The sequence below is a fragment of the Thermocatellispora tengchongensis genome (genome assembly GCF_014202315.1).
Taxonomy (GTDB): domain Bacteria; phylum Actinomycetota; class Actinomycetes; order Streptosporangiales; family Streptosporangiaceae; genus Thermocatellispora; species Thermocatellispora tengchongensis.
Map to the genome: position 1 here is coordinate 50480 of NZ_JACHGN010000007.1, position 19989 is coordinate 70468.

Here is a 19989-nt window from a genome sequence, read left to right on the forward strand (position 1 = left end):
AGGTATTTATCCGGTTTTCACGTCGGTCCCGCTAATGTCGTAACCAGAGGCGTTTCATGATGAGTGAGGCGCCTTGCGTCGTGCCCGGGGGATGGAACGGGGCCGCGCGCCGGACGAAGCGAGGCAGTACGCAACTGTGGACATCACCGCCGAAAAGACCGAAAACCCGGTGGGCGGCAGCATTCTGAGGCCCGCACGCAGGCGCTGGCGGCTTCCTCGCACCCTGGTGTGGGTGGCGGTCACGCCGTTCGCGGCCTGGGCCGTGGCGCGCCTGGCCGGTTTGGAACGCGGCGCCCTGACCACCCAGCTCATGACCGCCACACCGTACGCCGCCGCCGCCTCGCTGGTGCCGGTGCTGATCGCGGCGCTGGCGCGCAACCGCGCGGCCACCGCGGTGGCCCTGGCGGCGACGACCGCGCTGGGCTTCGCCGTGGTCCCCCGCGCCCTCGCCTCGTCCGACACCGCCACCGGGCGCCCGCTCAAGGTGCTCACGATCAACCTGCTGTTCGGCCGCGCCGACACCGGCGCGGTCCTCGACCTGGTACGCAGGCTGCAGCCGGACGTGCTCAGCACCCAGGAGCTCACCCCCGGCGCGGTCGAGGAGCTGGAGGCGGCGGGGCTGAAGGAGCTGCTGCCGTACACCTACCTCCTGGACGAGTGGAGCGCGGGCGGCAGCGGCCTGTACGCGAAGTACCCCCTCACCCCGTTGCGCCTGTTCCGCCCGATCGGCCACCAGATGCCCGCCGCCCGCCTGGACCTCCCCGGCGGCGCCCCCGTCGAGATCGCCGACGTGCACCCGTACCCGCCGCTGGGCTCACAGGTCCACGAGTGGGCGGCCGCCCTGGACTCCTTCCCGGCGACCGGCCCGTCGGGGCCCGTACGCATCCTGGCGGGCGACTTCAACGCCAGCCTCGACCACGCCGCGATGCGCCGGGTGCTCGACCGCGGCTACGACGACGCCGCCGACCGCGCCGGCCAGGGCCTGATCCCGACCTGGCCCGCCAACCGCGGCCGGATCCCGCCGATGATCACCATTGACCACGTGCTGGTGGACAAGCGGGTGGGGGTCAAGGAGGTCAGCGTGCACACGGTGCCGGGCACCGACCACCGCGCGGTGTTCGCCAGCCTGACCCTCCCCGACTGACGCCGCCGCGCCCCGCTCCCGGATGCCGCCTGCGCAGACGGGAGAGGCGCCGGCCCCTCGCCACACAGACCGGGAAGGCACCCGCCATTCGCCGCCATTCGCCAGGCCGAGACCACCAGCCGCGGTATGACCGACACCGAGACCATCCGCGGTGGAGCGCCAGCGCCGAGACCATGAGCGGTAGAACGGCCAGCGCCGAGACCATGAGCGATTGGAACGGCCAGCGCCGGACCACCGGTCGCGGTTTGGCCGATGGCGGGCCTGGCGACCGGTCGGCCGGCCGGCTAGTAGTGGCCGGTCCCGGAGCCGGACAGCAGCCCTCTGGTGTTGTCCCACCCCTCCAGACCGGGATCGAGGAAGGCGAGGTCGGCGGGGGTGCGGAGGCGGTGCCACCCCGGTCCCGTCGCGACCATGCGGCGGCCGGGCGCGGCGGCGCGCAGGTCGGCGACGATCTCGGGCGCGTCCATGCCGCTCGCGGCCCACTCCGGGTACGGCAGCCGGGCGGCGAGCGCCACGGCGCCCCCTCCGGCCGCCGGGCAGACGGTGATCGCGGCCCTCCCCAGCTCGCGGAACAGCTTGCCGATCAGCAGCGGGGGCAGATCGGGCGCGTCGGCGCTGATCAGCACGGCCTGCTCGGCCCCGGGCACGGCCGCAGAGGCGCCCGCGAACGCGGCGCGTACGAGATCCGGCCCCGGCGCCTCCGAAACGGGGACCACGGGCGTGCCCGGCCAGACGATCTCGTCCATGCCCGGGACGGTGGTGACCAGAACCGGGGTCACGAGGTCCAATCCGGCGACGATCTCGTAGGTGTCCTCGGCGACCGCTCTCAGGAAGTCGGCGGCGTCCACGCCGGGCGGCGACGCCCGTCCTGCCTCGGTGGTGACCAACACGGCCGCGATTCGCTCCACGCTTCGGCAGCGTACCGCCGCGTACGTTGGACGCGGCGCGCGCCTGGGAGCCGGTGCCGCACGGACCGGTGCACGCACGACCAGCGAGGCATCGCACCCACGGAACCTACGGCACCAAACGCGCGCGCGGCACGGCCGGAACCGTGTGGGTCAGCACTCCTCCGGCGTGCCCTGCGAGGCCATGGAGAACCCTTCGAGGAAGCCGCGCGCCCGCTCGGCCCGAGGGTACTGCTCGACCAGGGCCCAGAAGCGCGGGCCGTGGCTCGGCACCAGCAGGTGGACCAGCTCGTGCATGATGACGTAGTCGACCACCCACGCCGGCATGCCCCGAAGCCGGGTGGAGATCCGGATCGTGCCGTGGTCGGGCGTGCACGACCCCCACCGGTGCTGCTGGTTCTCGACCCACCGTACGCTCACCGGGTCGGCCTTGCCGTCGAGGTAGCGCGCGGACAGATCGCGGGCCCGTTCCAGGAGCTCGGAGTCGGAGGGCCGTCTGCGCTGTTCCTTGGCCGCAAGGCGGTCGAGCATGCGGCGAACCCATTGCTCCTCGTCGGTCCGGCTGAGCCCTGCGGGCAGCAGCACGATCGTCTTGTCGCCGTCTCGGTACGCGGAAACGGTCCGCCGGCGACGAGAACTTCGACGGACCTCGACTGTCTCGGGGGGCACATATGCACGGTAGCCGAGAGATGGGAAATTCCAACAGGGGGTGAGCCCTGTTTTCCCTGGTCAGTCACCGTTCGAGTAATGTTCACCAGAACCGAACGGTTATGGATGGATCATTAGCGAAATCACCAGGGTTAACATCCGGCCGCACCCCGCACTGAATCCGGACACCACCCGTTCACCACTGATCCATTCCAGATCGCCGTGTACGCCGGGGTTGTGAAACTTTCATGCCCGTCGGCATGGTTCCGGTTGTCCACAGGCCGCCCCTCCCCGCGGCCCCTCCGGCGAAGTTATCCACAGCTCGCCGAACTCCCGCCCCGGCCCAACCTTCGCCGTGCCAATCTTGCGATCGCCCCGCCCGCCCAGTCCCACCCGACGCGAGAGGAGACGAGCACGGTGCCCGAGCAGACCATCACCGACCCCCGAGTCGCCCCTCAACCCACCCCCCGAACCGACCCTCAACCCGAGGCCCGAAGCGCCCACCGAACCGACCCTCAGACCAACCCCCCAAGCACCCGCCGAACCGCCCCTCAGACCGCCCCCCGAAGCGCCCCTCACACCGCCGCCCGGACAGACCCCCGAGGCGCCCCTCCCCCCAACGCCCTAAGCGCCCCTCCCGCCAGCGTCCTAAGCGCCCCTCCCCCCAGTGCCCGAGCCGACGACTCACAACCCCAACAGGCCGGGCAAGGCCTGCCCGTGTCACCAGACGACCCCGCGGGGGCGGGGAACGCCCCGATGGAAGGCCCGGACTCCTGGCCCACCACCTGCATGGGCGTCAAACGGCCACGGATCAAACCGGCGCTCCGGCAGGTCCTGCGCAGCGAGCGCACCCTGCAGATCGGCCTGCACCCCCGGCGGGCGGCCATGCTGCACAACACCGAGCCACGCTTCATGCGGCTGGTCAGGGCGCTCGACGGCACCCGCGACGTGCGCCAGATCCTCGCCCTGGCGCAGGCCGACGGGCTCACCGCGACCGAGACGATCTCGCTGCTGCACATGCTGATCCGGCGCGGCGTGATCGACGACGCGGCGGCCCAGCCGGTGCCGCTGCGCCCGCTCGGGCTGGCCGAGCGCGACCGGCTCCAGCCCGACCTCGACGCGCTCTCGCTCGATCCGGCCTCCACCGACTGCGGCTTCGGCGCGTTCGCGCGGCGGCGGGCGGCGTACGTCCGCGTGTACGGGGCGGGGCGGATCGGCGCGCAGGTCGTGGCACTCCTGGCCGCGGCGGGGATCGGCCATCTGTGCGTGAGCGACCCGGTCACCGCGCTGGCCGCCGACGTGGTGCCGGGCGGGCTGGGCTGGTCGGAGGTCGGCGGCACCCGGCAGGACGGCGCGGCGGCGGTGGCGCGCCGGATCGCGCCGGGCGTCAACGTGTGGACGGGCGAGCACGCGGCCTCGCTCGACGACCGGGCGCGGCCCCCCGACCTGGCCGTGCTGTGCCCGACCGAGCCGCTGGACCACCTGCTCGTGGCCGAGCTGATGGACGCCGGGGTGCCGCACCTGCTGGTGACCGGCTTCGAGGGGTTCGGCTCGGTGGGCCCGCTGGTGCTGCCCGGCCGTACGGCCTGCCTGTACTGCATCGAGCTGATCCGGCGCGACCGCGACCCCACCTGGCCGCTGTTCACCGCCCGGCTCGGGGGCATCCCGGCCGGCGACAGGGCGCTCGACACCGTCCTCGCCACCCAGGTGGCGGCCACGGCGGCGAGTCACGCGCTGGCGCGCATCGACGGCACGGGCGAGGTTGTGACCAACGGCACACTCGACCTGTTGCCCGACTGGGGATGGCGGCGCCGATCCTGGAGTCAGCATCCCCGCTGTGATTGTTGCGTGCAAAACGACTTTGAGTAGCTAACAATAGTCACATATGTCCGGCAATGTCGGCCGAAGGCCGGCCTGGGTCGACCGGCCGTGCCCGGCGACGTACGTACGACGGAGCGAGAAGGGAGGGAGCGGTGTCCGCGCCCGAGACCGTGCGTCGCCGCACCGCGCGCCTAACCGTGCGCCGCCGCACCGCGCGCCCAGGTGAGTGACCTTCCACGCCGGGCCGTGACCCGTTCGGCCAAGCTGGCGACCCTCCCGCTCGGCTTCGCCGGGCGCACCGCCCTCGGGCTCGGCAAGCGCATCGGCGGCAAACCGGCCGAGCTGGTGGCGCAGGAGATCCAGCAGCGCACCGGAGAGCAGATCTTCAAGGTGCTGGGCGAGCTCAAGGGCGGCGCGATGAAGCTGGGGCAGGCGCTGTCGATCTTCGAGGCGGCGCTGCCGCCGGAGATCGCGGGCCCGTACCGGGCGACGCTGACCAAGCTCCAGGACGCCGCTCCCCCGATGCCGGCCTCGACCGTGCACCGGGTGCTCGCCGAGCAGCTCGGCGACGACTGGCGCGAGAACTTCCGCTCCTTCGACGACAAGCCGACCGCCGCCGCGTCCATCGGCCAGGTGCACCGCGCGGTGTGGCACGACGGCCGCGCGGTCGCGGTGAAGATCCAGTATCCGGGCGCCGGCAAGGCCCTGCTGTCCGACTTCAAGCAGCTCGCCCGTCTCGGCAAGCTGTTCGGGGCGCTGCTGCCCGGCCTGGACATCAAGGCCGTGCTGGCCGAGCTGCGCGAGCGGGTCGAGGAGGAGCTCGACTACTTCAAGGAGGCCGAGGCACAGCACGCCTTCGCGCAGGAGTTCGCCGGCGACCCCGACTTCGCCGTGCCCGACGTGATCGCGGCCAACGAGCAGGTGCTCGTCGCCGAGTGGCTCGACGGCACCCCGCTGTCGCGCATCATCACCGACGGCACCAAGGAGGAACGCGACCGCGCCGGCCTGCTGCTGGTGCGCTTCCTGTTCTGCTCCCCCGCCCGCGTCGGCATGCTCCACGCCGACCCCCACCCGGGCAACTACCGCATCACTCCCGACGGCCGCCTGGGCGTCCTCGACTTCGGCGCCGTCAGCCGCCTGCCCACCGGCTATCCCCCCTCGTTCGGCACCCTGACCCGTATCTACAACCAGGGCGACATGGAGACCGTGGTCCGGGGCCTGCGCGAGGAGGGCTTCATCCGCCCCGGCATCGAGGTCGACATCGACGCCCTGCGCGGCTTCCTGGCCCCATACGTAGAACCCACCCAGGTGGAGGAGTTCACTTTCAGCAGGCAGTGGCTTCAACACCAGGCCGCCACGGTCGCCGACCTCCGCCCCACCAACGTCGTCCGCCAGCTCAACCTCCCACCGTCCTACGTCCTGATCCACCGCGTCCACGCCGCCGGCGTCGGCGTCCTGTGCCAACTCGGCACCACCGCCCGCTTCCGCGACGAGGTCATCCGCTGGATCCCCGGCTTCGCCGACACCCCGGGCCAGGACCCGCAACACGAACCGGTCCCCGCCATCTGACCCTCTGCGGCGCGCGTTATCGAACGTGCGCGCGCAGGGGAGATGCGCGGGCCGGCAAGTGCGGGTCGGTACGGGGGTTGGAACAGCCGGTCAGAACGGCCGGGCGGAACGAGCAGGGCGGAACGAGCAGGGCGGAACGAGCAGGGCGTGCCGGCCGGACGGAACGGCCCGGACCGGCGGAACGGCCCGACTCACCGACCAGGCGGGACGGCCGAGGGCATGATCGCCGGGCCGTCCTTTCGTGTGGCGGGGCGGTCCTGGTGCTACTGGCGGGGGACAGCGTGTGCCTTGGGGTCACGCGTGCTCGCGGGTCGATGGCGGCGGGCCAGACGGAGGCGGCCTCGCGGACTGCCGCGTGCTGGGCCTCGTCGGGCTCGGCCTGGAGCAGGACGACGATGCCGTCGTCGCGCCGGCCGGGCGGAACAATCCAGGCGAAACGACCCGAACGCACCGGACGCACCGGCCGCCGTGCTGTCCCTGGCCAGCCACGCCGACGAATGGACCCGATGGCTGCGGCGGCGCGCCCGTGGTCGCGCGGCGGCGGCGCGCTCGGGCCGCGCTGGCCGCGGGCACCGGGGCCGGCGCGGAGTCCGAGGGCACGGGCCAGACGTGGCGCGGCTGGGCCGCGCGCCGCGCGGCCAGGCGGGCGGCCCAGACGGAACGACCATGACGGACCGATCGGGCAAAACGGCCCAGGCGAAACGACCACGACGCACCGGCCAGGAACAACCCATGCGAAACGACCACGACGTACCGGCTAGGCCGCCCAGGCGAAACGCCCCCGACGACCGGCCGGGAGCAACGGCCCGGGCGGAACGGCCGGAGGGCATGGTCGCCGGGCCGTGCCTCGTGTGGCGGGGCGGTCCTGGTGCTACTGGCGGGAGGACGGCGTGTGCCTTGGGGTCACGGGTGCTCGCTCAGGTCGATGGCGGCGGCGGGGCAGACGGCGGCGGCCTCGCGGACTGCCGCGTGCTGGGCCTCGTCGGGCTCGGGCTGGAGCAGGACGACGATGCCGTCGTCGTCGCGCTGGTCGAACACCTCCGGTGCGATCAGTACGCACTGGCCGGCTCCGCAGCACTTGGCCTCGTCCACGGTGATTTTCATCGGAAACCTCCAAGGAAACCCCCGCCTGCAGGCGGGGGCAGAATCAGACTCCTGCGGAGCAGGACACGGGAAGGCGACTCACCGCCGGGCGAACCGCCGTATCGAACACGCGCACGTCGAAGACCCGCACGTCGAAGACCCGCACGTCGAACACGCGCACGACTCTCAAGCGGCGCGGCGTCGTATCACCAGCGGACCGGGACCGTGCGCAGGCCGCCGACGGCGAGACCTTCGACCCGCTCCAGTTCCGTCACCGGCACGGCCAGATCCAGGGTGGGGAGCTTGCGCAGCAGCACTTCCAGGACCACCTGCAGTTCGGTGCGGGCCAGGGCCTGGCCCAGGCAGGAGTGGGAGCCGGAGCCGAAGGCCAGGTGGGGGTTGGGGCTGCGGGTGAGGTCCATCTCCTCCGCGTGGTCGAAGGCGCTCTCGTCGCGGTTGGCGGCGGCCATGCTGCAGATCACCGTGGTGCCGCGGGGCAGTACCGTGCCGCTGACCTCGGTCTCCTCCTTGAGGTAGCGCGGCAGGCCGAAGCCGGCGTTGGCGTCGAAGCGCAGCGTCTCCTCCACCGCCGTACGGATCAGTGACGGGTCGGCCAGCAGGCGCTCCCAGCGGCTGCGGTCGGCCAGCAGCATGGAGACCATCTTGCCGATCATGTTGGCGGTGGTCTCGTGCCCGGCGACCAGCAGCGCCATGCCGGTGACCAGGATCTGGATCTCCGACAGCCCGCCGTCCTCGGGGCCGCCGGCCGCGATCAGCTCGCTCAGCAGGTCCTCGCCCGGCTGCCGGCGCTTGGCGGCGAGGTGGTCGGACATGTACTGAAAGAACTCGGCCTGAGCGGCGTCGACCTCGGCCTTGCTGTAGCGGGTGAGGTTGAGCAGGGTGTCGGACCAGTAGGAGAACCGGTCGCGGTCGGCGGCGGGCACGCCGAGCATGTCGCAGATCACGTACACCGGCAGCGGGAAGCCCAGGGACGCCTTGAGGTCGCCGGGGGCGCCGCGCTTGACCATGTCGTCGATGAGGTCCTCGGCGATCTGGGCCATCTGGGGCCGCATGGCGGACATGCGCTTGGCGGTGAACCACTTGCCGACCAGGCGCCGCCAGTGCTGGTGCTCCTCCCCGCCGTCGGGGATGATCGCCGCCATCTCGCTGCTGAACAGCCCGCCGTCCTCGTCGGCCGACAGCCGCGCCGCGTCGGGCGCGTTGAGCAGGCGGGTGAAGCGCGGGTCGGCGAGCACCTGCTTGACGTCCTGGTAGCGGGTCAGCAGCGTCGCCCGGTCGCCGCTGGGCAGCGTCACGTGGGCCACCGGGCACTTGTCGCGCAGGCGCGCCCATTCCGCAGGCGGCTCCAGTGCGGCGTCATTGGGGATCGGGTAGCTCAGGACCTGCTCGTCAACGCTCATTCGGCATCTCCCTGTGAGTGGATGGATCGGTTCGGCCGGTGCCGCCTCACGCGGTCGCGAGGCGCGGAGTGTCCTGCCAGGCGCCCAGGACCTGCTGCCTCAGGAGGCGGGCCTGCTTGGGCATGTTCCAGCCGAGCACCGCCGTGACCTGGCCGCCCTCCTGGTAGAGGGCGGTGAAGCGGCCCTGTGCCACGTCGCCGTCGGCGATGGTCACCTTGGCCGCCGCCGACGGCAGGCCGTGCGCCTGGATCTTGACGTCGTACTGGTCGGTCCAGAAGTAAGGGATCGGCGTGTACGGGCGGTCGGCGCCGAGGATGTTGGCCGCCACCACCTGCGCCTGCTCGGTGGCGTTGGTGCGGTTCTCCAGACGCAGCCGCCTGCCGAGCCCTTCGTGCTGGAAGGAGGCCACGTCGCCGACGGCGTACACCCCCTCGGCGGCACGGCATCGCGAGTCGCACTCCACACCGTCGCCCAGGGGGAGCCCGCTGCCCTCCAGCCAGCCGGTCGCCGGCCGGGAGCCGATGGCCACCACGACCATGTCGGCGGGCAGGAACTCACCGGAGGCCGGCCGCACGCCCGTCACCCGCCCCGCGGCGCCCGTCAGCTCCTCGATCGCGACACCGAGCCGCAGCCGTACCCCGCGCTCGGCGTGCTTCTCGGCGAGCATGGCGCCGATGACCTGGCCGAGCTGGTCGTTCAGGAGGGTGCCGCCCATTCCGGCGAGGGTGACCTCCAGGTTCAGGGTGCGGGCGGTGGCCGCGATCTCGGCACCCAGCACCCCCTCGCCCACGACCACGAGCCGCGTACCGGCGGACAGGGCATGGCGCAGGGCGAGCGCGTCGTCGAGGGCGCGCAGCACGTGCACGCCCTCCAGATGATCCTGGCCGGGGAGCCGGAGGGGCGTCAGGCCGGTGGCGATGACAACGACGTCGCCGCGCAGCACCCGGCCGGAGACGGTGGTGACCGCGCGTTCCGCCGGGTCCAGCGCGACGGCGGGCTCGCCCAGCACGAACTCGGCGTGCAGGGCGTCCAACTGCGCCTGGCCGCGGAGCTGGACGCGGGGCGGCTCCCACGCGCCGGACAGGAGCTGTTTCGACAGCGGCGGCCGGTCGTACGGCAGGTGGGGTTCGGCGTCGAGAAACGTCAGCCGGCCCTGGTAGCCGTGCCGCCGCAGCGCCTCCGCCGTGCTCAGCCCAGCGGCGGACGCACCGACGATCAGGATGCTCCCGGGCGAGGTCACGAGGCGCGGCCCAGGTGCGGGGCGGCGGCCTCCCGGCCTGCACACGTCTGCATGGGTGGTGGTCCTTTCGGTCGTCCCACGCACAGACTAACCTACACCTGCAAGAAAACCGACACATGTCGATAAAGGGTAAGCTGACGGATGTGGCCCCCAAAGACAGCAACACCCCCACGGGCGATCGGCGCGTGCGCCGCACCCAGACGGCCCTGGCGCGTGCGCTGATCCAGCTCGTCGAGGAGCGGGATCTGTCCCGGATCAGCGTCTCCGACGTGGCCGATCGCGCCGAGGTGAGCCGCTCGGCCTTCTACGACCACTACCGCGACGTCCACGAACTGGCCGAGGCGGCGTGCACCGCGATGATCGACGCGTTGATCGAGTCCCTGCCCGTCCCCGCCCCCGACTCGGCCGACCCGGTGCAGGACGCGACCCACTCGCTGACGGCGTTCTTCGCCAGCCTCGCCGAGCACGCCGGCCTCTACCGCAGCCTGCTCGGACCACAGGGCAGCGCACGCGTCACCGACCACATCCGCCGCCGCATCGCCGCGGCCATCCACCGCGCGCGCGAGGCCACCGCCGATCACCTTCCGGAGCGCGCACCCTCCGGCAGCCCTCACGACGTCTCCGCCGCCTTCACCGCCGGCGCCATGATCGGCGTGGCCACCGACTGGCTCCAGCGCGGATGCCCCCACCCCCCTGCCGAGATGGCCGCCCTGACCTGGCCGCTACTGAGCGCGCTCTACGGCGTCGAGGCCGGCACACGCCCCTGAGCGCGGACACCCTGCCCACCTGGCCGGACGCCGAGGCTCCACGCGGCACGGGTACGCGGGTTCCTAGCCCGGCCGCCGGGTCTCCCCCAGCAGCGCCGCCGCCTCCGCCGACCGGAAGGGAACCTCACGGTGGCCGCGGAACCGCCCGGTGATCGCTGACAGCAGTCGCCGGCCGGGCACGACAGCCGGCATCGTGTTCCCAATCGCCGCAGAGCAGGTATGCGGTACGTAACAGTCGCGGCGATCTCGCCTCGACGTAGGCGACGAAGTCCGCGCTATCGCGCATTGGCCATGCCTCTCTTTCGTGCCACTCCCTCTACGACCCATTGGGGGTCGCCGAGAGTTGCCCCGTCCGGCCCACCGATCAGGCGCGGATGCGGGGGACCGCCGCGTCGCGTTCGTCCGCAGCCGCGCCTCTGGGGCGGCGCGACGGGCGGGCATGCGGGCGGTGCGCACGGTCGGGGGCCCAGGACGCGGCGACCCGCTTGCGAAGGCGGGGTGGCGGGCAGGATGCGGGTGCCGCATGCGCACGCGTGCTCCTGCGGCGCAGGTGCGAGCGCACAAGCGGACGTGGCCGTGAGCGGTGCGAGGTGCCGGGGTGCGCGGCCGTACGGGGTCACGTCCACGGACGCATCGGGCAAGGTGTACGCACGTGCCGGACCCCAGGGTGTGCGCGGGCACGGGCAGGGACCGCACGAGGGCGGGAGCCCGGCCCGCCCCTAAAGCGGGAGCCCTGCCCGAAAGCGGGGCCCACCCGAAAGGGGGCCCCGCCCGAAAGCGGGGGCGGAACCGGCGCAACCGGTGGGGGCGGAGGGCCAAGGTGTACGCACGTGCCGGACCCTAGGGTGTGCGCGGGCACGGGCAGGGGACCGCCCGAAAGCGGGGGCGGGGGCGGGGCCGGCGCGATCGGTGGGGGCGGAGGGCGCGAAACGCGGCAGCCCTCACCCTGGAGAGGGCGGGGCGGGGCCGGTGCGACCGGAGGGCGCGAAAGGGCAGGAGCCCTCGCCCTGGAAGGGGGCGGGGGCTCCTGGGGTGGCCGGGTCTGGGGGTTCGGGCGCGTCAGCCGCGGGTCAGGTGGTGCTTTCGGCCGGGGCCCCGGCAGTCGGGCGGGCCGGTGCTGGGGCCCCGGGCTTTCGCGCTCGGGTCAGACCAGGCGCATCATGGCCTGGCGGAGGCGGGTCGAGGCGCGTTCGGCGTTGCGCTGGGCGCGCCTCAGGCGGATGAGGCCGGTGACCAGCCTCTCGTGCTCCGCTTCCTGGTGCAGGGTCCGTATTCGGTCCCGTACCAGTTCTTCATACATAGAAGGGATCTCGGTGCTCCGGCCAATGAAACCGCTCATCGGAGGTGGTCCTTTCTCGAAAAGTCTGGTGGTTCTACGCGAAAAGGTCAGGCAGCGACCGGGGTCTTGCGCGGGCGACCGCGAGGCCGCTTCCGGGGGACGATGGTCCCCCGCAGGATGAGCTCGCCGCCCCAGACGCCCCAGGGCTCCTCACGCTCAAGGGCCCGGGCCAGGCAGCCCTCGCGGATCGGGCAGCCTCCGCAGAGCGCCTTGGCGAACTCCACGTCCTCCGGAGACTCGGCGAACCACAGGTCGGGGTCGGTACGACAGGGGATGTCGGCTTCGTCGATCAGGTCCATGATCGTCTTGGCCCCCATCTGCGTCACCTCTCTGATTGTTGGTTGATCTTGAAGATGTACCTCTTGGGTGGGGGTCAGGCTGCGGACAAACAAATGGGCCGCGGATCCTGTCTGCGGATCCGCGGCCCTGGAGGTGGTCAGCCGGTCAGGTTGTGACCGGATGTCTCCAGGGATGCGGACCTCGCAGTCCACCATTGGCGAAAAGCTCGGTCGGCTGGCTGGGCATGGCCTCGAAGGCCGGGGCGTCCACGGTCAGGGCGTGGCCGCCGACGAGGGCGGCGCGCTCGGGCCGGGCGTACTTCGGAGCGTGGGCAGACTCGTCCTGTCGCAGTTTGGCCGGGACACCCACCGTCAGCAGGGCGGCGGGCGTGCCGTAGCGCGCGGGAACGGCGGACATGGCGACTCTGCCGAGGCATGCGGAAGCGGCCCACGGCGCGATAGTCGTGTTGATAATCACTGGGTCCACCTCCGCTTCTGACTCATCGGTGAGAGGGACAATGAGCGTCCGACTCGCTTGACCAAGACCCTAAACCCCTGGCCCAGGGGCGGGCAACATATTTTCTACCTGCAGTTTTACGGGTTCGTCACACGGATCAGGCACTCCTGAACCACGGACACCACGAGTTCCCCAGAGGGAGTGAACATCTGCCCCCTGGCCAGGCCCCGCGCGGAGCCCGCCCATGGTGACTCCTGAGCGTAGAGCAGCCAGTCGTCGGCGCGGAAGGGGCGGTGGAACCACATCGCGTGATCCAGCGACGCGCCGGTGACGTTCGAGGCGCCCCAGGCGATGCCGTGCGCCAGCAACACGGTGTCGACGAGGGTGAAGTCGGAGGCGTACGCCGCGAGCACGACGTGCAGCAGCGGGTCGTCGGGCAGGTCGGCGTCGTAGCGGAACCAGACCTGGGTCTCGGAGCTGCGCAGCGAGGGGTCGCGGTGTGCCTCCCAGGTGAGCGGGGTGACGTACCTGGTGTCCACCGGGCGGGGGCGGGCGAGCATCTCGCGGAACATCGGGTCGTCGCCGACCAGCTCGCGCATGCGGTCCTGGGAGGCCGGCAGGGTCTCGGGGGCGGGCACGCCGGGCATCGCGGCCGCCTGGTGGTGCAGGCCCTCCTCCTGGATGTGGAAGGAGGCCGACATGGAGAAGATCGCCTTGCCGTGCTGGATCGCGATGATCCGGCGGGTGGTGAAGGAATGCCCGTCGCGGACCCGCTCCACGTTGTAGACGATCGGCACGGCCGGGTCGCCGGGGCGGATGAAGTAGGCGTGCAGCGAGTGCACCAGCCGGTCGTCCGGCACGGTGCGCCCGGCCGCCACCAGCGCCTGCGCGGCCACCTGGCCGCCGAACACCCGCTGGATGCGCTCCTCTGGGCTGCGCCCCCGGAAGATGTCGAGTTCGATCTGCTCCAGGTCGAGCAGGTCAAGCAGCTCCTTGAGGGCCGCGTTCACACGTATTCCTCCTAATCTCTGACCGCACGGCACAGCGCGAGGACCGCGTCGCCGTACCGGTCCAGTTTGACGCGTCCGATCCCCGGGATCGCGAGCAGGTCGGCCTCGGCGGTCGGGGCACGCTCGGCGATGGCCTGCAGCGTGACGTCGGTGAACACGACGTACGCCGGCACCTTCGCCTCGGCGGCGGTCGCGGCGCGCCACGCCTTGAGCTCCTCCAGCAGCGCCTCGTCGTACTCGGCGGGGCAGGAGGCGCAGCGGCCGAGCTTCTGCTCGGCCCCGGTGACGAGGGTCTTGGCGCACACGCGGCAGCTCACCTTGGTCGCCACCGGACGCTGCCGCGCCTGCTCGCGCTGCCGGGGGCGCTCCGGCTGCCGGGCCACGGCGGGAGCGCCGGTCAGGCCGTCCAGGAAGCGGGACGGGCGGCGCACCTTGCGGCCCCCGGGCGAGCGGGCCAGCGCCCAGGACAGCGACAGGTGGACGCGGGCGCGGGTGACGCCGACGTACAGCAGGCGCCGCTCCTCCTCGATCTGCTCCGGCGTCTCGGCGTACACGATCGGGAGCATGCCGTCGGTGACGCCGACCAGGAACACGGCGTCCCACTCCAGGCCCTTGGCGGCGTGCAGCGAGGCCAGCGTGACGCCCTCGACCGGCGGGGCGTGCTGCTCGCCGGCCCGGCGCTCCAGCTCGGCGACGAACGCGCCGAGATCGCCGCCCTCGGCGGCGAGGTCCTCGGCCAGGTCGGCCAGCGCCTTCAGCGACTCCCACCGCTCCCGCGCCGCGCCGCCGCCGGGCGGCTCGGCGGTGAGCCCGATGCCGCCGAGGATGTGGTGCACGGTGGGCGCGAGCGGGTCGTCCGCGGACGCCGAGCGCGCCGCGCCGCGCAGCAGCACCACCGCCTGCCGCACCTCGGGCCGCTCGAAGAACCGCTCGGCCCCGCGCACGAGATACGGTACGCCCGCCGCCGTGAACGCCTGCTCGTACGCCTCCGACTGCGCGTTCACCCGGAACAGCACGGCGATCTCGCGCGGGGGCACCCCGGAGTCGATCAGCTTGCGCGCGGCCCGCGCGACCCCCTCGGCCTCGGCCTGCTCGTCGTCGTACTCGGTGAAGGCGGGGGCGGGGCCGTCGGGGCGCTGCGCGATGAGCTCCAGCCGGTGCGGCGAGCCGGACCTGCCCAGCAGCCGGTTGGCCAGCCCGACCACCTGGGGCGTGGACCGGTAGTCGCGGACCAGTCTGATCACGGTGGCGTCGGGGTGCTCGACCGCGAAGCCGGTGAGGTAGCGCGGGGTGGCGCCGGTGAAGGAGTAGATGGTCTGGTTCGGGTCGCCGACCACGCACACGTCGTCGCGCCCGCCGAGCCAGGTGTCCAGCAGCAGCTTCTGCAGCGGGTTGACGTCCTGGTACTCGTCCACCACGAAGTAGCGGTACTGCTGGCGGATCTGCGCGGCGACCTCGCGGTGCTCGGTCATCACCGCCGCGGTCAGCTCCAGGATCGTCTCGAAGTCGACCAGGTGGCGCTCGCGGCGCAGCCGCTCGTACGCCTCGTACAGCCGGGCGACCTCTTCGGCGGGCACCGGCGGGCGGCGGTGCGCCTTGGCCACGGCCGCCTCGTAGTCCTCGGGCCCGATCTGGGTGACCTTGGCCCACTCGACCTCGGCGGCGACGTCGCGCAGCTCGGAGCGGTCGGGGTTGCGGCGCAGCCGCCGGGACGCCTCGATCAGCAGCGGCAGCTTCGACTCGATCACCGAGGGCGGGTCGCCGCCGATCACCTTGGGCCAGAAGTAGGTGAGCTGACGCAGGGCGGCGGCGTGGAACGTACGCGCCTGCACGCCCGGGACGCCCAACGCCCGCAGCCGCTGGCGCAGCTCCCCGGCCGCGCGTGTGGTGAATGTCACGGCCAGCACGGATCGTGCCTCCACCGCTCCGCTGTGCACCGCGTACGCGATGCGGTGGGTGATGGCACGCGTCTTGCCGGTCCCCGCACCCGCGAGGACGCACACCGGCCCGCGTACGGCCTCGGCGACCGCGCGCTGCTCCGGATCAAGGCCCGCCAGCACGTCATGGGGCTCCACACGATCTCCTTACGGCGGCGAAACGGCTGTGCTGGCACCATCCTCCCAGCCCTCCCGGCTCCGCGGGGGCGCTCCGCCCCGTCCGGTGCGGCGAGCGATGCCGAGTCAGGCCGTGGAGATGCGAAAAGGCGTTGATCTACCCCACAATGGGGTCGGCCATGCGAAAGGGAAGGAAGAAATCCTTGCGAACTGTGGTGTCCGTGGGTGCTCTTGCTCTTGCTGCAGTCGTGGCCTTCTCCTCCTCCGCGCAGGCGACCGGCGCCTCCGGGTTATCCGCCGCCGCCTCGACCGGCGGGTCCGCCGCCGCGGGCGAGCCGACGCCCACCCCGTCCCCCGTGCCCACCACGCCCCTTGAGGAGCTGCCGGGCACCGCGATCGAGACCGTCTCCTACGGCAAGCACAAGCGCCAGCGCATGGACGTGTGGTGGCAGCCCGACGGCCTGAAGCACCCGGCCGTGTTCGTGATCCACGGCGGCTGGTGGTCCGGCGGCGACAAGAAGTCCATGACCGCCGTCACGCGCAGCTACGCCGAACTGGGCTACACCGTCTTCAACATCAACTACCGGCTGTCGGGCGACGCCGCGTGGCCCGCGCAGCGCGCCGACGCGCTCGACGCCATCGCCACCGCGCGCCGGCACGCCGCCCGCTGGTCCTTCGACCCCGACAAGTACGTCGTGCTCGGCTTCTCCGCGGGCGGCCACATCGCCACCGCCGTGGGCACCTACAAGGACGGCCTGCCCGGCCTCAAGGGCGTCGTGGGCATCTCCCCCGTGGTCTCGCCGCTGACCTCGTACGCCGACGGGGCCGAGACCACCGACACCAGCAAGCGCAAGCTGCGCGCGTCCGCGATCAAGCTGGCCGGCGGGTGCGAGCCGACCGGCAAGTGCGCCAAGGTGTGGGCCAGCATGGAGGTCCCCTGGCACGCCAGCCGCGGCGACGCGCCGATGCTCACCGTGCACTCCGAGGACGAGTTCGTGCCGCCGTACCAGAGCGAGCTGCTGAAGGAGCAGTTGCGCCAGGTGGGCGTGCCGATGTCGATCCGCACCGTGCCGGGCATCGAGCACAGCGCGCCGCTGTACCGCATCCTCGGCGTGGCCGAGGGCGTACAGGAGTGGATCGCGCAGAAGCTCCAATAGCCGGGCGCGTGCCGGGAAGAGGCGGCACGCGGTCGTTGTTGCCAATGACCGCTACGTCAGTCGGACGGGAAGGAATACTCCGGACATGGCGCTCACGGTCTACACCACGTCGTGGTGCGGCCCCTGTAAGAGGCTGAAGAGCCAGCTCACGCGAGAGGGCATCGCGTACGAGGACATCGACATCGAGCGGAACCCCGAAGCGGCGGAGTTCGTGGAGAGCGTCAACCACGGCAACCGCACGGTTCCGACCGTGGTGTTCCCCGACGGCACCGCCGTCACCAACCCGTCCGTCATCGAGGTGAAGGCCCGCCTCGCCGCGGCGACCACGGCAGGGGCCTGATCTCACGGGTCCCCGAGACGCGTCATCGGGCGCCGCGGCATCACGCGCGGCGCCCGAGTCTTTCGCGGCTCTTCTCGCGGCCGTGGGCTCACCAGTCGCCGGTCAGCGGCTCGCCGTACCAGGTCTCGATGAGGCGGCGGGCGATGGAGACCTCCGGGGGGAGGCGCACCTCGCCCGAGTTGAGGGCCGCCAGGAGCTCGTCGCGGGAGTACCAGCGCGCCTCGGCGATCTCGTCGGGGTCGGGGACGATCTCGGTGGAGACGGCGCGGGCGAAGAAGCCCAGCATCAGGCTGCGCGGGAACGGCCACGGCTGGCTGCCCATGTAGCGCGGCGCGGCGACCTTCACCCCGACCTCCTCGGCCACCTCGCGGATCACCGCGTGCTCCAGCGACTCGCCCGGCTCGACGAACCCGGCGAGGACGGAGAAGCGCCCCTCGGGCCACTGCGGGCCGCGGGCGAGCAGGCAGCGGTCGGCGTCGTCGCGGACCAGCATGATCACGGCGGGATCGACCCGGGGGAAGTGCTGGCTGTCGTCGGCGGGGCAGACCCGCATGTGGCCGCCGGCCCTGACCTGCGTACGCGTGCCGCAGCGGGGGCAGAACTCGTGGGTGGCGTGCCAGGCTTCGAGCGCGACGGCGTAGACGAGCAGGCCCGCGTCGCGGTCGCCGAGCAGGACGCCGACCTGGCGCAGCCCGGCCGCGACCACCTCGCCCTCGCGCAGGTCGGACAGCCCCATCGGGGTGACCAGGCGCGGCGGGCGCGCGATGTCGCCGTCGCGGACGGTGTGCGGGCGCGCGGGCGCGGGCGTGACGGCCGGTCGCCCGGCGGGCACGCCGTCGATCGGCGGCAGGGGCGCCGCCACCGCGAAGTAGGCCACGCCGTCGCCATCGACGCCGAGCAGGTAGCGCTCCCCCGGCGGGGCCTCGCCCGGCGCGAAGAGCACGAGCGCCGCGTCGTCGCCCCTACGCCGGACCAGGGTCCGCCCGTTGTCGACCACCACCACACGGGTCGCCGGATCGGTCCACGCCCGCTTCAGCCATTCCGCGTCGTTCCTGAGCAGAGCGGATCGGTCGATCGCGCTACGAGCGAGCAGCAGCGGTCCCAGGAGTTCTTCCTGTGCAACGTTCCCCAACGCGCCCCACCCCTCCAAAGCAGGACCCAATCCTATGCCGCCCCCGGGCGCCTCGTGTCCGCCCTGGAACGCGCCACCGCCGGCCCGGCGCGAGGCCGGACCGGCGGGCGGGACACTGGGGACGATCAACACATCAGCGAAGTTCCCTGGCATTCCCCGCGAACACCACGACATTGTCGCGATAGCTGCGCCGCGCCCGGTCGAACTCGCCGCCACAGGTGATGAGCCGCAGCTCGGGGGTCGTGGACCCGCCGTACACCTCGGCGTTCGGTATCGCGTTCTTGGGATAGCGCGCGAGCCGCCGCACGGTGAACTGCACGGCGGTGCCGTCCTCGCGCTCGACCCGTACGACGTCGCCCTTCTTGAGCTGGCGCAGCCGGTAGAACACCGCGGGCCCGGTGCGGGAGTCCACATGACCCGCGATCACCGCCACACCGCGCTCTCCGGGCTCGGCCCCCGCCACGTTCCAGCCCACGCGGTCGTACTGCTTGGGCGCGATCAGGCGGCCCCGCTTGTCCAGCTTGAGCCCGATCACCTTGGTGGACAGGCCGATCGCCGGTATCCGCAGCCGCACGGGGTCGGCCACGTCCACGGGCACCGCCCGCCGGGAGTGCACCTCCCGTACGGGCGCCCCGGCCCCGGCTCGCGCGCTCTGAGGCATCCCGTCCGTAACCGCCTCCGGCACGGCGCCCTGCCGCTCGGCCTCCGCCGGCACACACCCGCCGACCCCGAGCAGCGCGGCGCAGAGCACGCCCACCGCGACGGTCCCCCTGCGCCGGGACCTGGCCGTGGCGGTGCCGGACGCGGGAGCGGCCGAAGCGGGGCCACGCACTGCGCCCGTCAGGGTGCCGGACGCGGGAGCGACTGAAGGGCGGCCGGTCACTCCGGCAGTCGCGGTGCCCATCGCCTGGGCAACCGAGGTGGGGCTGGCCGCCTGTGCCGGCGAGGTGGGGCCGGTCACCTGGGTGGGTGGGGTGGTGGCCGTCACCGGGGGGTGGGTGGGTTGAGGGGACGGGGTGTGGGCCGTGTTCATGGTGGCGGCGGTGCTGGGGGTGAGGGGGGTGGCCGCGGCGCCGGGGAGCGGGGTGGGTGCGGCGGTGGGGGTGAGGGGGGAGGCGGGGGCCGCGGAGGCGCACACTCCGCGGCCCTCGCCGTTCGTGGGCCGCATGTTCAGCGCTCCGCCTCGAACTTGCGGCGCAGCCAGAGACCGCCGGCGGCGAGAGTCCCGAGGCCGGTGAGGCCCGCGGCGGCGATCAGGGCGCCGTGGGGGGCGCCGTCGGTCTCGGTGGCGGCCAGCGCGGTGCCACCGGAGCCGGTGTCCACGCCGCCGCTCGGCTGGTCGTCGTCGTCATCGTCGTCGCGGGTGGCCGTGCTGCCCGCGCCGGTGTCCACGCCGCCGCGCGGACGGCCGTCATCGTCGTCGTCATCGTCGCGGGTGGCCGTGCTGCCCACGCCGGTGTCCACGCCGCCGCGCGGACGGCCGTCATCGTCGTCGTCATCGTCACGGGCGGAGGTCGCGGACGTTGTCACCCGGTCGTCGGCGTCGTCGTCGCCGCGACCGTCATCGCCGCGGCCGTCGTCGTCAGCCTGGGCGCTCTGGCGCTCGCGGCCGTCGTCATCGCCA

The 19989-nt window shown here is 72.7% G+C and carries 18 protein-coding genes and 1 pseudogene; 6 read left to right on the plus strand and 13 right to left on the minus strand.

All coding sequences use genetic code 11. The features are described 5' to 3' along the window. Positions 1–232: 232 nt before the first annotated feature. Positions 233–1144, plus strand: coding sequence for an endonuclease/exonuclease/phosphatase family protein (locus tag HNP84_RS17440; RefSeq protein WP_312925068.1), 912 nt, complete (start codon positions 233–235; stop codon positions 1142–1144). Between the two features lie 284 nt (positions 1145–1428). Here HNP84_RS17440 and HNP84_RS17445 read toward each other — a convergent pair whose 3' ends face one another. Beyond that, entirely contained in the window at positions 1429–2052 is a 624-nt protein-coding gene (locus HNP84_RS17445; RefSeq protein ID WP_185050805.1) for a DUF2064 domain-containing protein, read from the minus strand. A gap of 150 nt (positions 2053–2202) precedes the next feature. Then, positions 2203–2718, minus strand: coding sequence for a M48 metallopeptidase family protein (locus HNP84_RS17450; protein ID WP_185050806.1), 516 nt, complete (start codon positions 2716–2718; stop codon positions 2203–2205). 735 nt (positions 2719–3453) lie between these two features. Here HNP84_RS17450 and HNP84_RS17455 point away from each other — a divergent pair. After that, the gene (locus HNP84_RS17455; RefSeq protein ID WP_246518301.1) at positions 3454–4566 is read left to right on the plus strand and encodes a ThiF family adenylyltransferase; all 1113 of its coding nucleotides are present in this window, start codon (positions 3454–3456) and stop codon (positions 4564–4566) included. Between the two features lie 174 nt (positions 4567–4740). Further along, a complete protein-coding gene (locus HNP84_RS17460; protein ID WP_185050807.1) occupies positions 4741–6087 on the plus strand; it encodes an ABC1 kinase family protein in 1347 nt (448 codons plus the stop codon). A 903-nt stretch (positions 6088–6990) separates the two neighbouring features. Here HNP84_RS17460 and HNP84_RS17465 read toward each other — a convergent pair. The 3 genes from HNP84_RS17465 to HNP84_RS17475 form a co-directional block, all read right to left on the minus strand. After that, positions 6991–7191 (minus strand): ferredoxin, encoded by a 201-nt coding sequence (locus HNP84_RS17465; protein WP_185050808.1) that lies wholly within the window; start codon positions 7189–7191, stop codon positions 6991–6993. A gap of 185 nt (positions 7192–7376) precedes the next feature. Continuing rightward, the gene (locus tag HNP84_RS17470) at positions 7377–8591 is read right to left on the minus strand and encodes a cytochrome P450 (RefSeq protein ID WP_185050809.1); all 1215 of its coding nucleotides are present in this window, start codon (positions 8589–8591) and stop codon (positions 7377–7379) included. A 46-nt stretch (positions 8592–8637) separates the two neighbouring features. Next, on the minus strand, positions 8638–9831 hold the full coding sequence (locus HNP84_RS17475) for an NAD(P)/FAD-dependent oxidoreductase (protein WP_185050810.1): 1194 nt from the start codon (positions 9829–9831) through the stop codon (positions 8638–8640). 143 nt (positions 9832–9974) lie between these two features. On the opposite strand from HNP84_RS17475, the gene HNP84_RS17480 reads away from it, so the two are divergent. Next, a complete protein-coding gene (locus HNP84_RS17480; protein WP_312925073.1) occupies positions 9975–10598 on the plus strand; it encodes a TetR/AcrR family transcriptional regulator in 624 nt (207 codons plus the stop codon). Between the two features lie 1144 nt (positions 10599–11742). Here the strand turns inward: HNP84_RS17480 and HNP84_RS17485 are convergent. The 5 genes from HNP84_RS17485 to HNP84_RS17505 all read right to left on the minus strand — a co-directional run bounded on the left by HNP84_RS17485 (position 11743) and on the right by HNP84_RS17505 (position 15757). Continuing rightward, positions 11743–11937: a putative WhiB-interacting protein gene (locus tag HNP84_RS17485; protein WP_185051176.1), complete on the minus strand. Its 195-nt coding sequence runs from the start codon at positions 11935–11937 to the stop codon at positions 11743–11745. 47 nt (positions 11938–11984) lie between these two features. Further along, positions 11985–12254, minus strand: a complete 270-nt coding sequence (locus HNP84_RS17490) for a WhiB family transcriptional regulator (RefSeq protein ID WP_185051126.1) — start codon at positions 12252–12254, stop codon at positions 11985–11987. Positions 12255–12381: 127 nt separating this feature from the next. Further along, entirely contained in the window at positions 12382–12693 is a 312-nt protein-coding gene (locus HNP84_RS17495; RefSeq protein WP_185050812.1) for a hypothetical protein, read from the minus strand. 116 nt (positions 12694–12809) lie between these two features. After that, positions 12810–13682 carry an acyl-CoA thioesterase II gene (tesB, locus tag HNP84_RS17500; protein ID WP_185050813.1) on the minus strand — a complete coding sequence of 291 codons (873 nt, stop codon included), beginning with the start codon at positions 13680–13682 and terminating at the stop codon, positions 12810–12812. Between the two features lie 11 nt (positions 13683–13693). Further along, positions 13694–15757 (minus strand): ATP-dependent DNA helicase UvrD2, encoded by a 2064-nt coding sequence (locus tag HNP84_RS17505; protein WP_185050814.1) that lies wholly within the window; start codon positions 15755–15757, stop codon positions 13694–13696. A 191-nt stretch (positions 15758–15948) separates the two neighbouring features. Between HNP84_RS17505 and HNP84_RS17510 the strand changes: the two genes are divergently transcribed. Together HNP84_RS17510 and HNP84_RS17515 are read left to right on the plus strand one after the other, a co-directional pair. Beyond that, on the plus strand, positions 15949–16893 hold the full coding sequence (locus tag HNP84_RS17510; protein ID WP_312925213.1) for an alpha/beta hydrolase: 945 nt from the start codon (positions 15949–15951) through the stop codon (positions 16891–16893). An 85-nt stretch (positions 16894–16978) separates the two neighbouring features. After that, complete coding sequence (locus HNP84_RS17515; RefSeq protein ID WP_185050816.1) at positions 16979–17233, plus strand: mycoredoxin; 255 nt, start codon at positions 16979–16981, stop codon at positions 17231–17233. 88 nt (positions 17234–17321) lie between these two features. On the opposite strand, the gene nudC is transcribed toward HNP84_RS17515, so the two are convergent. The 3 genes and pseudogenes from nudC to HNP84_RS17530 form a co-directional block, all read right to left on the minus strand. Next, complete coding sequence (gene nudC / locus HNP84_RS17520; protein WP_246518303.1) at positions 17322–18365, minus strand: NAD(+) diphosphatase; 1044 nt, start codon at positions 18363–18365, stop codon at positions 17322–17324. Between the two features lie 133 nt (positions 18366–18498). Then, positions 18499–19533 (minus strand): class F sortase, encoded by a 1035-nt coding sequence (locus HNP84_RS55060; RefSeq protein WP_221336386.1) that lies wholly within the window; start codon positions 19531–19533, stop codon positions 18499–18501. Positions 19534–19535: 2 nt separating this feature from the next. Continuing rightward, positions 19536–19989, minus strand: a pseudogene (locus tag HNP84_RS17530) (hypothetical protein); the annotation flags it as partial.

Coding starts and splice junctions, on each gene's coding strand:
- HNP84_RS17455 (WP_246518301.1), top strand. CDS start 3,454: ATGGAAGGCCCGGACTCCTGGCCCACCACCTGCATGGGCGTCAAACGG.
- HNP84_RS17465 (WP_185050808.1), bottom strand. CDS start 7,191: ATGAAAATCACCGTGGACGAGGCCAAGTGCTGCGGAGCCGGCCAGTGC.
- HNP84_RS17470 (WP_185050809.1), bottom strand. CDS start 8,591: ATGAGCGTTGACGAGCAGGTCCTGAGCTACCCGATCCCCAATGACGCC.
- HNP84_RS17485 (WP_185051176.1), bottom strand. CDS start 11,937: ATGAGCGGTTTCATTGGCCGGAGCACCGAGATCCCTTCTATGTATGAA.
- HNP84_RS17490 (WP_185051126.1), bottom strand. CDS start 12,254: ATGGGGGCCAAGACGATCATGGACCTGATCGACGAAGCCGACATCCCC.
- HNP84_RS17515 (WP_185050816.1), top strand. CDS start 16,979: ATGGCGCTCACGGTCTACACCACGTCGTGGTGCGGCCCCTGTAAGAGG.
- HNP84_RS55060 (WP_221336386.1), bottom strand. CDS start 19,533: ATGCGGCCCACGAACGGCGAGGGCCGCGGAGTGTGCGCCTCCGCGGCC.